Source organism: Paenibacillus sp. J5, from assembly GCF_054955055.1.
Map to the genome: position 1 here is coordinate 105218 of NZ_JBUEDD010000010.1, position 12381 is coordinate 117598.

9 protein-coding genes are annotated in these 12381 nt (G+C 54.8%); 1 reads left to right on the forward strand and 8 read right to left on the reverse strand.

Going from position 1 to position 12381, the window contains the following annotated elements:
• Positions 1-222: 222 nt before the first annotated feature.
• The 8 genes from codY to sucC form a co-directional block, all read right to left on the reverse strand.
• On the reverse strand, positions 223-993 hold the full coding sequence (codY, locus tag ACY1JZ_RS18645) for a GTP-sensing pleiotropic transcriptional regulator CodY (RefSeq protein ID WP_462630450.1): 771 nt from the start codon (positions 991-993) through the stop codon (positions 223-225).
• Positions 994-1045: 52 nt separating this feature from the next.
• Positions 1046-2437, reverse strand: a complete 1392-nt coding sequence (gene hslU, locus ACY1JZ_RS18650) for an ATP-dependent protease ATPase subunit HslU (protein ID WP_270171874.1) — start codon at positions 2435-2437, stop codon at positions 1046-1048.
• A 25-nt stretch (positions 2438-2462) separates the two neighbouring features.
• The gene (gene hslV / locus ACY1JZ_RS18655; protein ID WP_270171875.1) at positions 2463-3008 is read right to left on the reverse strand and encodes an ATP-dependent protease subunit HslV; all 546 of its coding nucleotides are present in this window, start codon (positions 3006-3008) and stop codon (positions 2463-2465) included.
• 64 nt (positions 3009-3072) lie between these two features.
• On the reverse strand, positions 3073-4389 hold the full coding sequence (gene trmFO / locus ACY1JZ_RS18660) for an FADH(2)-oxidizing methylenetetrahydrofolate--tRNA-(uracil(54)-C(5))-methyltransferase TrmFO (RefSeq protein ID WP_270171877.1): 1317 nt from the start codon (positions 4387-4389) through the stop codon (positions 3073-3075).
• Between the two features lie 64 nt (positions 4390-4453).
• Positions 4454-6553: a type I DNA topoisomerase gene (gene topA / locus ACY1JZ_RS18665; protein WP_462630451.1), complete on the reverse strand. Its 2100-nt coding sequence runs from the start codon at positions 6551-6553 to the stop codon at positions 4454-4456.
• A 93-nt stretch (positions 6554-6646) separates the two neighbouring features.
• Positions 6647-7783: a DNA-processing protein DprA gene (gene dprA, locus ACY1JZ_RS18670; protein WP_270171879.1), complete on the reverse strand. Its 1137-nt coding sequence runs from the start codon at positions 7781-7783 to the stop codon at positions 6647-6649.
• A gap of 326 nt (positions 7784-8109) precedes the next feature.
• Complete coding sequence (gene sucD / locus ACY1JZ_RS18675) at positions 8110-9045, reverse strand: succinate--CoA ligase subunit alpha (RefSeq protein WP_270171880.1); 936 nt, start codon at positions 9043-9045, stop codon at positions 8110-8112.
• 45 nt (positions 9046-9090) lie between these two features.
• Positions 9091-10251, reverse strand: a complete 1161-nt coding sequence (sucC, locus tag ACY1JZ_RS18680) for an ADP-forming succinate--CoA ligase subunit beta (RefSeq protein ID WP_270171881.1) — start codon at positions 10249-10251, stop codon at positions 9091-9093.
• 526 nt (positions 10252-10777) lie between these two features.
• On the opposite strand from sucC, the gene ACY1JZ_RS18685 reads away from it, so the two are divergent.
• The gene (locus ACY1JZ_RS18685) at positions 10778-12334 is read left to right on the forward strand and encodes a YifB family Mg chelatase-like AAA ATPase (protein WP_462630452.1); all 1557 of its coding nucleotides are present in this window, start codon (positions 10778-10780) and stop codon (positions 12332-12334) included.
• The last annotated feature ends 47 nt before the right edge of the window (positions 12335-12381 follow it).

Consider the following 12381-nt stretch of genomic DNA (forward strand, 5'->3'; position numbering starts at 1 on the left):
ACAAGCCTCACTTTCTACGTAGCCTAGGTAGTGTAAAGTAATAATTCAACAGATTCTCCGACTTTCCTGCTCTCTTCGACAAATTAATATTAAAAAAATGAGAACAGAATGTCGAAATTTCACCTCACCATTTATGTTCCATAATTTTGAATTCTTTAACAATAAGCAAAAAGCCCTATCTTTATTTTGAGATAGGGCGTTCAAGGGCGCAGAGACCTGTTTTTACTTTTTTATTTTCGCCAGCTCTTGCAATAATTGACTATTTAATATTTTGATGTACGTTCCTTTCATGCCAAGCGAGCGGGTCTCGATTACACCCGCGCTCTCGAGCTTGCGCAGCGCATTGACGATGACGGATCGGGTAATGCCTGCTCGATCCGCTACTTTAGAGGCGACGAGCAGGCCTTCCTTTTCGCCAAGCTCCTCAAAAATATGCTCGACCGCCTCCAGCTCGCTGAAGGACAGCGAGTTGACCGCTACAGTCACCGCGGCGCGGCTCCGCGCTTCCACTTCAATCTCCTCGGCGCGCTCACGCAAAATTTCCATGCCGACAATCGTGGAGCCGTATTCGGCCAATATCAGATCACTATCGTCAAATATGCCCTCTCCGCGCGTCAGAATGAGCGTACCCAAGCGATCTCCCCCGCCTTGGATTGGAACCACGGTCATAATTCCCTGCCTGGCGAAATCGGGAAATACGAGCGCAATTCCGCTCTCGGGCACAACATTGGTGACCGTTTCCTGCACAGACAAGAACCGTTCGTTACTCTCCTGAGGGAATCTCAAATCGGCAACAGGGACTGACTTCATCTTCTCATGCTCCCAGACATTGACCGCTGCGCAGCCCAGTATTTTGCCTCTGCGACTGACAACGAACACATCGGCCCCAATGGTGGAACACAGTACCTCTGCCATTTCCCTAAAATTAAGCGCCTTACCGGCAGCTCGTTGGAGCAACCGATTTAACGTTCGTGTTTTTGCAAGCAAGGTCATACCAAATCCTCCTACTGCTCTTTCCAGGCACGCTTCAGCATTTTACATCACCTTATAAAATATATTGGCTCAAATCGCGGTTTTGCGCAATATCCCCAACCTTGTCCCGTACATATTCCGGTGTGATCGTCATCTGTTCCAGATTCAAATCCGGCGCCTCAAAGGAAAGGTCCTCGAGCAGCTTCTCCAAAATGGTGTGCAGTCTTCGTGCCCCGATATTTTCCGTATTCCGGTTCACATCCGCAGCGATGCCAGCGATTTCTTGAATCGACTCGGATGAAAACTCAATTGAAATGCCCTCTGTCTCGAGCAATGCTGAATATTGCTTCGTCAGCGCATTTTTGGGCTCGGTCAAGATCTTGACGAAATCTTCAAGCGACAGATCGCTCAGCTCGACACGAATCGGGAATCGCCCTTGCAGCTCCGGGATCAGATCCGCAGGCTTGGCGATATGGAAGGCGCCCGCGGCAATGAACAGGACAAAATCCGTTTTGACAGGACCGTACTTCGTCATCACTGTCGAGCCCTCCACGATCGGCAGAATGTCGCGCTGTACACCTTCGCGGGAGACATCCGGGCCTGAGCCGCGGGAAGGACTGGCAATCTTATCGATCTCGTCTATGAAGATCATACCCGACTGTTCCGCACGATGAATCGACTCCTGAATCACATCGTCCATGTCAATCAGCTTGTTCGCTTCCTCTTGTGTCAGCACCTTGCGCGCTTCCTTCACCGTCAGCTTGCGCTTCTTGTACCGCTTGGGCATGAACTGGCCGAACATCTCCTGCATGTTCATCCCCATGCCCTCGCCGCCCTGGCCAGACAGCATATCCAGCATCGTCGGCGCGGTATCCTCCACCTCTATCTCCACTTGTTCGGTCTCCAGTTGACCCGCCTCAAGCTGCCATTTCACCTGACGCCGCTTGTCGATCACGCCGCCATCCGTCTCCGGCTCCTCCGGCTCTGGCTGCTGCTGGCCGAAGATCATCTCCAGAGGGTTGCGCTGCGACTTGGCCTTGCGGGCAGAAGGAACCAGTATCGATACAAGCCGCTCATTCGCCAGCTTCTCCGCCTTATCCTTCACCGCCTCGGTCTTCTCCGCCTTCACCATCCGAATCGCTGTCTCGACGAGATCGCGCACCATGGACTCCACATCACGTCCCACATAGCCAACCTCCGTGAACTTGGTTGCCTCCACCTTCACAAACGGGGCATTCACCAGCTTGGCCAGACGCCGTGCAATCTCGGTCTTGCCGACACCCGTCGGCCCGATCATCAAGATATTTTTTGGCATAATTTCATCCCGCAGCGCCTCATCCAATCTGCTGCGGCGGTATCGGTTCCGCAGAGCGATGGCTACCGACCGTTTGGCTTGCTTCTGACCGACGATGTATTTATCCAGCTCCGCGACGATCTGGCGCGGCGTCAACGCTTCATTTCCCATCCCGTTCTCCCTCCGCAAGGCGATTTTAAGATATTTCTTCCACAATAATATGATGATTGGTGTAGACACAGATCTCAGCCGCAATCTCCAGTGACGCCTTGGCCACCTCGGATGCGCTCATATCCGCAGCGTGGCGCTTGAGCGCGCGTGCAGCCGACATGGCAAAGCTTCCGCCCGAGCCAATCGCCAGGATCCCGTCGTCAGGCTCGATAATTTCTCCATTGCCGGAAATCAGCAGCAAGCCGCTGCGATCCATAACGATCATCATCGCCTCCAGTCGCCGCAGAACACGATCTGAGCGCCAATCCTTGGCCAGCTCCACCGCGGCACGCTGCAGATTGCCATGATGCTCCTCCAGCTTGCTCTCGAACTTCTCGAACAGCGTGATCGCATCCGCCACCGATCCAGCAAAGCCGGCAATGACTTGACCTCTATACAGCCTGCGCACCTTCTTTGCAGAATGCTTCATGACCATGCTGTTGCCGAAGGTCACCTGTCCGTCTCCCGCAATGGCACCCTGCTCACCGATGCGCACGGCACAGATCGTCGTTGCATGAAACTGCATTTCCATGTGCTGCTCCTCCTTAGCCCGTTTTGCCAGCTTACTGCTGACTTGCCTCACAATCCGCTACAGCTTACATCTGCTCAGACTTGAATTGCTCCAGACGATCCAGCGCCCGCCCAGCAATCGCCTCGTACTTTTCTTTCTTGTTACGAATCCTCTCACCAAGCGGCGGGAACAGACCAAAGTTAGCATTCATCGGCTGGAAATGCTTGAAGTCCGCTGTCGTAATATATTCGGCCATACTGCCCAGCGCCGTCTCCGCAGGGAACACGAGAGGCTCCAGCCCGCGGGCCAGCCTGCCTGCATTGATACCGGCGATCAGCCCCGATGCGGCCGACTCCACATACCCCTCAACACCTGTCATCTGACCAGCAAAAAATAGCTCGCTGCGCTCCTTGAACTGGTAGGTTGGCCGCAGCAAACGGGGAGAATTAATGAAAGTATTGCGATGCATAACCCCGTAACGGACAAACTCGGCATTTTCCAGACCAGGAATGAGCGAGAGCACTCGCTTTTGTTCGCCCCATTTCAGATGGGTCTGAAAGCCTACCAGATTGTACAGTGTGCCCGCAGCATTATCCTGGCGTAGCTGCACTACGGCGTGCGGAAGCTTGCCGGTATGCGGATTGACCAGCCCAACCGGCTTCATCGGTCCAAACAACAGCGTCTGCTTGCCGCGCGTGGCAATGACCTCAATCGGCATGCAGCCCTCAAAATAAACCTCTTTCTCAAATTCTTTAAGCTCAGCCTTCTCCGCCGTAACCAGCGCGTCATAGAATGTCTCGAACTCCTCTTCCGTCATCGGGCAGTTCAAGTACGCCGCCTCGCCCTTGTCATAGCGTGAAGCAAGGTACACCTTGCTCATGTCAATCGAATCCTTCTCTACGATCGGCGCCGCCGCATCATAGAAATAGAAATATTCCTCGCCCATCAATTCCTTAATCTGCTGGGACAGCGAGGGAGAGGTTAATGGTCCCGTCGCGATGACGACGATGCTGCCCTGCGGAATCTCCTTGACCTCCTCACCCCGCACCTCAACCAGTGGATGGTTGCGAAGCGAGGAGGTGACCTCAGCGGAGAAGCCTTCACGGTCAACGGCAAGCGCTCCTCCGGCGGGAACGGCATGCTTGTCGGCACTGCCGAGGATGAGCGAGCCCACGCGGCGCATCTCTTCCTTCAATACGCCGACCGCATTGGTCAGTCCATTCGCCCGCAGACTGTTGCTGCATACCAGCTCAGCGAATTTGTCTGTATGGTGAGCCGGCGTTCTCGTCTCCGGCCTCATCTCATATAGCGTTACAGGGACGCCCTGGCTGGCAATCTGCCACGCGGCTTCACTGCCAGCCAGACCAGCTCCAATTACAATTACTCTGTTCAAATCCGTCAACGTTCCATCTCCTGCCTTTCATTGTGTTGCCCTGTTGCGATGGACGCCGCGGTCGCGGCGCGTCCTATTCAGCCTGCGCCTCGTCATCAGGAAGTTCCTCCACATGATCGCAGCCTGTGCATTGAATCTTGCCGCCGCTGCGATTGCGCTTCTCCACCATTACACTGCCGCATTTGGGGCAGGGCTGGGAGACCGGTTTGTCCCAGGAAACATAATCACAGCCTGGATACTGATCGCAGCCGTAGAAGATACGTCCTTTCTTGCTGCGCCGCTCGATAATTTTGCCCTCCTTGCATTTCGGGCAGGTAACGCCAATATCCTTAATGATCGGCTTGGTGTTGCGGCATTCAGGGAAGCCGGAGCACGCCAGAAACTTGCCGAAGCGCCCCATCTTGTACACAAGCGGCTTGCCGCATTTCTCGCACAGCTCATCGGATACCTCGTCCTGAATCTCAATCTCCTTCATCTCTTCCTCGGCGACCTCCAGCCGCTTCTCAAAGGACGTATAGAAGGAGGCCAGCACCTTCACCCAATCTTCAGTGCCTTCTTCCACATGGTCGAGATCATCCTCCATATGGGCGGTAAACTCCACGTTCAATATTTCAGGGAAAAATTCCTCCATCAATTGAATGACCAGGTCGCCGAGCTCGGTCGGCATGAACTTTTTCTCCTCGATCGCCACATAACCGCGCTTCTGTATCGTCTCCAGCGTCGGCGCATAGGTGCTCGGACGTCCTATGCCAAGCTCCTCCAGCGAGCGTACAAGACGCGCTTCGGTATAACGCGGCGGCGGCTGGGTGAAATGCTGCTTCGGCTCGATCTCCTGCCGCTGCGCCTCGTCATTCTCCGCCAGAGGCGGCAGAAACTTCTCATCGTCAGGAGCAGTGCCGTCATCATTTCCTTCAACATACACTTTCATGAAACCGGCAAATTTGAGCTTCGAGCCTGTCGCACGGAAAATGGCAGGCCCGGACGCCAGATCGACGGTCATCGTATCCAGCACAGCAGATTCCATCTGGCTCGCTATGAATCGCTCCCAGACCAGCTTGTAGAGACGCAACTGATCCCGGCTCAGATAAGGCTTCATCGTTTCCGGCTCGCGCAGCACCGATGTCGGACGAATCGCTTCGTGCGCATCCTGCGCCCCGGCGTTCTTCTTCGCATAGATACGGAACTGCTCCGGCGCATAGTCGGCGCCGTATTTGCCCACGATAAACTCCTTCGCCTCCTCCTGCGCTATAGGGGAGATGCGTGTGGAGTCTGTTCTCATATAGGTAATCAGACCTACCGTTCCCTCTTTGCCAAGCTCCACGCCCTCATACAACTGCTGGGCAACGGACATCGTCTTGGCAGCACGGAACCCCAGCTTGCGCGCAGCCTCCTGCTGCAGGGAGCTGGTAATGAAGGGCGGCGCAGGATGGCGCTGACGCTCCTTCTCCTTGACCTGCTGAACGATGAAGGGCGAATCGCCCATCGCTGCCAGCACCTCATTGACATCGCTCTGGCTCGACAGCTCGCGCTTCTCTCCATTCAGCTTGTAGAATTTGGCCTCGAACTCGCCCTTCGGATGGCGCAGTCTGGCTGTAATTGACCAATATTCCTCTGGCACAAACTCGTCGATTTCATTCTCCCGGTCAATAATCAGCTTGACGGCAACCGATTGTACGCGCCCTGCGGACAGCCCCTTCTTCACTTTCTTCCACAGCAGCGGACTGATCTTGTAGCCGACCAGCCGATCCAGTATTCGACGCGCCTGCTGGGCGTTCACCAGGTCCATATTAATTTTGCGCGGTGTTTTGAAGGCATCCTTCACTGCCTGCTTCGTAATCTCATTAAAGACGACACGGCATTCCTCTGTCTCATCCAGCTCCAGGTAGTGCGCCAGATGCCAGGCAATGGCCTCGCCTTCACGGTCGGGGTCAGCCGCGAGGTATACTTTCTTCACTTTTTTGCGGGCATCCTTCAATTCCTTCAGGACGCTGCCTTTGCCGCGAATCGTAATATATTTGGGATTAAAATCGTTCTCCACCTCAACGCCGATCTGGCTCTTGGGCAGATCCCGGATATGACCCATCGAGGCCTTGACAATATATTTGCTGCCCAAATATTTGCCGATTGTTTTGGCCTTGGCCGGTGATTCTACAATAACTAGTGAATCCGCCATCGTTGTGCGTCCTCCTCTCCTAATAGGCTTCAAGCGCTCCCTCCTGTGCTGCGCCTAAGCGCCTCAGGCCGCCCTACGCATTGAGTTGTATAGTTACAAGGCACGGTATATGGCACCTGCATGCTGTTCAATGCATTGTTTTATAGTTAAATTTATCAGAACTGCGTGCAAAAGTCCAAATGTCATACCCGAGCGTTCCAGCAGCTCATCTATTGTGCTGGATTTATCTTGTATTATGGCCAAAATTTTCTCTTCTTCAGCCGACAGATTAGGCTGCTCCTGTCCGCCTTCAGAGTAGGGAGGAGCCGCAGATTGGAGACGCATTACTATATCCTCTCTGAACCGGAACTCCTCCACGATATCTTCTGCTCCCATCACCAGCTTGGCGCCTGTCTCCTTGATCAACCGATTCGTCCCCTTGCTCCGTGGCGAATGTATCTGCCCTGGCACTGCGAACAGCTCCCGGTTCATCTCCTGCGCATACGCCGCCGTGATGAGCGAGCCGCTATGCTCCGCCGCTTCCACGACCAGTGTCCCCAGCGTCAAGCCCGCAATAATCCGGTTGCGCTGCGGGAACAGCCCAGGATGCAGCCGCGTCCCCAGTGGATACTCGCTGACGAGCAGCCCCTGCTCGGCAATCTTGCGGAATAGCTGTCGGTGCTCGGGTGGATAAATCTCATGAATCGGCGTTCCCAGCACAGCGATCGTCGATGGGCCGGACGCAGCCGCCAATGCTCCTTCATGGGCAAAGCGATCGATTCCCTTGGCCATACCGCTTACCACTGTAAACCCAACCGATGCCAATTGTCCAGACAAAGTTGCACTGACATGTCTGCCGTAGGCAGTCGGCACCCGCGCTCCGACCACTGCGATCGACGGTCGGCTCAGCAGCTCCCGCCTGCCAAGCGTGTAGAGCACCCAGGGCGCTCTTGCGGTCTGCAAAAGCAAGCTCGGGTAGTCTGGGTCTTCCCGGGTTACAATCTCTGCTCCCAACTGCTTATAGCGGCTCTCGGCAGCAAGCAGGCTGCCATCATTCAGCCCCGCCAGCAGGGCTGCCCGTTGCTTAGGGGCAAGACCTGCCTCCTGCCAATCTCTGTCGCTGAACGTGTCAGCCAGATGCAGCCGCTCCCCGACAGCACGCATCACCTTGTCGATGGTATGCCAAGCTATGCCAGCGGTCTCATGCAGCGCAATCAGCATGGCGCGTTTGTGTTGTTGTTGCTTCTTCATTAGAGCTGACCCCCATAACGGTTCGGCTCGCATTCTTTTCCTATTGTGCGTGACAAATGGCAAGATTGCAAGCGGACACCGGATATTTGTTTCACTTTTCAGAATATATCAAGCCGCCAGTCGGCCCAGTCCAACTAATTCTGATGGCATAAGACTTACATCCTATAAATATAGTCTGCAGGACTAGATGGTTTCGTCACCTATGACAGGTTAAGCTTCGTTGCAAATAAAAAAGCAGTCTTCACACTCCCAAACGGGAATGAAAAGACTGCTTGTCTTTATACGGACGGTCGTATTGCCGCCCATAACGTGCTATTCAAGCCGCATTACACCTGATGCGTAATGCATTTCTCCAGCAGGCCTTGCTCCTCCAGCACAGACACGAGCGTCGAGCCCATGTCAGATGGTGTCGGGGCAACCTTGATGCCGCATGCCTCAAGCGTTTCGATCTTCTCTGCCGCAGTACCCTTGCCGCCAGAGATAATCGCGCCAGCATGGCCCATACGCTTGCCTGGAGGCGCTGTTGCGCCGCCGATAAAGCCGACAACCGGCTTCTTCATGTTGGCCTTGATCCATTCAGCCGCTTCTTCTTCCGCCGTACCGCCGATCTCGCCAATCATAATGACAGCATACGTGTCCGGGTCTTCGTTGAACAGATGAAGGATGTCAATAAACTCAGAGCCCTTCACAGGGTCCCCGCCGATGCCGATGGCGGAGGATTGGCCAATGCCGCGCGTCGAGAGCTGGTGAACCGCTTCATAGGTAAGCGTTCCGCTGCGGGAAACAACGCCCACATGACCCTTCTTGTGAATGTAGCCCGGCATGATGCCAATTTTGCACTCGTCAGGCGTAATGACGCCTGGACAGTTCGGCCCGATCAGGCGAGTCTTCTTGCCTTCCATGTAGCGCTTCACCTTAACCATGTCCAGTACCGGGATTCCCTCGGTAATACAGATGGCCAGTTCGAACTCGGCGTCTACCGCTTCCATGATTGCATCCGCAGCGAAAGCAGGCGGAACGTAGATAACTGTTGCCGTTGCTCCCGTTGCGGCCTTAGCTTCCTCAACCGTATTAAATACGGGCAGGGAAACGACCTGTCCGTTCTCCAGTGTAATCTCAACGGTGGTGCCGCCCTTGCCCGGCGAAGTTCCGCCGACCATTTGCGTACCGTAATCCAATGCGCCCTTAGCATGGAACAAGGCGGTTTTGCCTGTAATGCCTTGCGTAATGACTTTCGTATCTTTGCTTACCAAAATGCTCATCGAAGGCTCACATCCCCTACATGATTTCTATATTGAAGTAATCTCTTATTTAACCAGGGCAACGATCTTCTGAGCGCCGTCCGCCATCGAATCTGCGGAGACGATATTCAGACCGGATTCGTTCAAGATCTTCTTGCCAATCTCGACGTTGGTACCTTCCAGACGCACAACAAGCGGACGATCGAGTCCAACCTGCTTAGCCGCTTCCACAACGCCGTTAGCAATGACATCACATCTCATAATGCCGCCGAAGATGTTGACGAAGATACCCTTCACTTTGTCGTCAGACAAAATAATCTTGAAGGCTTCCGTAACCTTCTCTGTGGTCGCACCGCCCCCTACATCAAGGAAGTTGGCCGGGTCGCCACCGTAATATTTGATAATGTCCATCGTCGCCATCGCCAGGCCAGCACCGTTAACCATACAGCCGATGTTGCCGTCAAGCGCAATGTAGCTCAGATCGAACTTCGATGCTTCGATTTCCTTCGCATCCTCTTCATCCAGGTCGCGCAGCGCCAAGATGTCCTTATGGCGATACAGCGCATTGGAGTCAAAGTTCAGCTTGGCATCCAGCGCCATCACATTGCCGTCGCCAGTAACCACGAGCGGGTTGATCTCTGCGATCGAGCAATCCTTTTCTACAAATGCTGTATAAAGAGCTGTCATGAACTGTACAGCTTTATTGACCAATTCCTTCGGAATGTTGATATTGAACGCCAGTCTGCGCGCCTGGAAGCCTTGCAGGCCAACAGCCGGATCGATCACTTCCTTGAAGATCTTCTCCGGAGAATGCGCTGCAACCTCCTCAATCTCTGTGCCGCCCTCTTCAGAGCCCATCATAACGACCGTTCCAGTCCCACGATCAACTACGACGCCAATGTAGTATTCCTTCTTGATGTCGCAGCCCTGCTCAATAAGCAAACGCTTAACTTCCTTGCCCTCTGGTCCAGTCTGATGCGTGACGAGCACCTTGCCCAGAATCTCGCTCGCATAGGTACGCACCTCGTCCAAACCTTTGGCTACTTTAACTCCGCCTGCCTTACCGCGGCCACCCGCATGAATTTGCGCTTTGACCACAACAACCGGTGTACCCAAGCTTTCAGCAGCCGCTACCGCTTCCTCGACAGTAAACGCCACTTTTCCCTCTGGAACGACGACACCGTATTGCTTCAGGACTTCTTTCCCTTGATACTCATGGATATTCATTCCCGAAATCCTCCTATCTGCAGCTAACCTCAATATGTACCCAAAACCTCCACCATTGTAACACTTTTTGAGGCCGCTTTCCTCATATTAAGCCATAATTATTATAAACTTTTTTTATATCGTTTTCATCTCGATTCGAGAACGAAGGCACAAACCTTGTCGAATCACGCTTTTCCCTTGTTTTTCACAGGTTTCTGCCACATTTTACGACACTTGAGGCAATCTGTTTTCTCTTGCCGGATACCTCTGGCACCTGCTAGCTGCACCAAGCTTCTCTACGATATTGTCAATGACAGCACCCTGCATGGGTTGCCCTCTGTAGTATCCCGTTCGCCTTAGGCGGTTTATTCATCCGAAAAGACTGCTAAGCTTGACAGCTTCTTCCTATTCGAGTACGATTAGGAGCATATTCTAAAGCGATAGCATTATGGCGCGCCACAGTTTGTTGCCTCAGCTATCCGTTCATATTATGGAAACGTAAGGAAGCACCTTCATCCAACTGTAGACGATGGAGGTGCTTTTTGTTATGTATGCGAAGCTGATCAGCGCCAGTGTGCTTGGCGTGAACGGCACTTTAATTGAAGTGGAGGTCGACATCGCTGGCGGATTGCCGCAAGTCAATGTCGTCGGCCTCCCTGATCCCGCGATCCGCGAATCGGTCGAGCGTGTTCGCGCAGCGATCAAAAATTGCGGATTCAAGTTTCCGCTTCAGCGGATCACCGTGAACCTCGCCCCGGCCGACCTGCGCAAGGAAGGCACCGCGTTCGATCTGGCTATCGCAGCGGGCGTGCTGATTGCCAGCGGCCAGGTGGCAGCAGAGCGTTGCCACGGAGCGCTCATGATCGGTGAGCTGGCCCTTAACGGCGACATCAAGGCCATCCCTGGCGTGCTGCCTATGGTCGAGCAGGCCAAGCGCTGCGGACTGAGCCGAGTGCTGCTTGCCGCAGCCAATCTGGAGGAAGCGGCCTTGATCGATGGGCTGGAGCTGTTGAGTCTGCACAGCCTCCGCGAGCTGGCGGAGCAGATTGACCCTCAAGAGCTGCACGGTCGGAGCAGTAGAACGAGGCATGGCCCTGCCCGGCTTACAGGAGCAGCAGGTGGGCAGGTGGCTGGAGGCGCTGCGGATTTCGCTGATGTGCTTGGGCAGCATCAAGCCAAGCAGGCGCTGCTGACCGCCGTTGCCGGGCGCCATAACCTGCTGCTGTGCGGCTCGCCAGGTACAGGCAAGTCGATGCTGATTCAGCGCATACCCAGCATCATGCCGCCATTGTCGGACGAGGAGGCGCTGGAGGTCACAAAAATATATAGCGTGGCCGGCAAGTTTGCTCATGGCGAGGCGCAGCTCATACGGAGCCGCCCCTTCCGCGCGCCTCACCATACGATATCTACAGGCGGCCTGATTGGCGGCGGGAGCACGCCCAGGCCAGGGGAGGTCACACTCGCCCATCATGGCGTCCTGTTTCTGGATGAGCTGCCCGAATTCTCGCGGCAGGTGCTGGAGGCGCTGCGCCAGCCGGTAGAGGAGCGCGCCGTCACGATCGCCAGAGCGAGAGCTACGCTCTGCTTCCCGGCCAGCTTCATGCTTGCCTGTGCCATGAATCCATGTCCATGCGGCTTCTACGGCGCCGATGGCGAGCGTTCATGCTCCTGCTCCATCAGCAGGATGGCCTCCTACCGCGCGCGGCTATCCGGCCCGCTGCTGGACCGAATCGATGTGCAGCTTGAAGTACCCAGACCAGCCAGCTTCCTGCAGACAGAGCGCGGGTTGGATTCCGCGCAGATGCTGGAGCGGGTCATGGCTGCACAGGAGCGGCAGCTTGCGCGTCGCAAGCGAAGCGGCGTCAGTTGGAACAGCGAGCTGACAGGAGCCGCGCTGCTAAGAGAAGCCAAGCTGCAGCCGCCCGCTGCCCGCATGCTGGAGATGGCTTATCAGGCGTTGGGGCTTAGTCTAAGGGCGCATGATCGGCTGCTGCGGCTTGGCCGCACGATCGCTGATCTGCAGGAGCAAGAGGAGATTGGGGAGGAGCATATTGCCGAAGCGATTCAGTATCGCTGCCTCGATCGCAATACACAACCGCTATAAGCCATAGAACATGAAGGTAGTACGATGCATGACACTATAGCTCGCAA

Coding starts and splice junctions, on each gene's coding strand:
- codY (WP_462630450.1), bottom strand. CDS start 993: ATGACCTTGCTTGCAAAAACACGAACGTTAAATCGGTTGCTCCAACGA.
- hslU (WP_270171874.1), bottom strand. CDS start 2,437: ATGGGAAATGAAGCGTTGACGCCGCGCCAGATCGTCGCGGAGCTGGAT.
- hslV (WP_270171875.1), bottom strand. CDS start 3,008: ATGGAAATGCAGTTTCATGCAACGACGATCTGTGCCGTGCGCATCGGT.
- topA (WP_462630451.1), bottom strand. CDS start 6,553: ATGGCGGATTCACTAGTTATTGTAGAATCACCGGCCAAGGCCAAAACA.
- dprA (WP_270171879.1), bottom strand. CDS start 7,783: ATGAAGAAGCAACAACAACACAAACGCGCCATGCTGATTGCGCTGCAT.
- sucD (WP_270171880.1), bottom strand. CDS start 9,045: ATGAGCATTTTGGTAAGCAAAGATACGAAAGTCATTACGCAAGGCATT.
- sucC (WP_270171881.1), bottom strand. CDS start 10,251: ATGAATATCCATGAGTATCAAGGGAAAGAAGTCCTGAAGCAATACGGT.
- ACY1JZ_RS18685 (WP_462630452.1), top strand. CDS start 10,778: ATGTATGCGAAGCTGATCAGCGCCAGTGTGCTTGGCGTGAACGGCACT.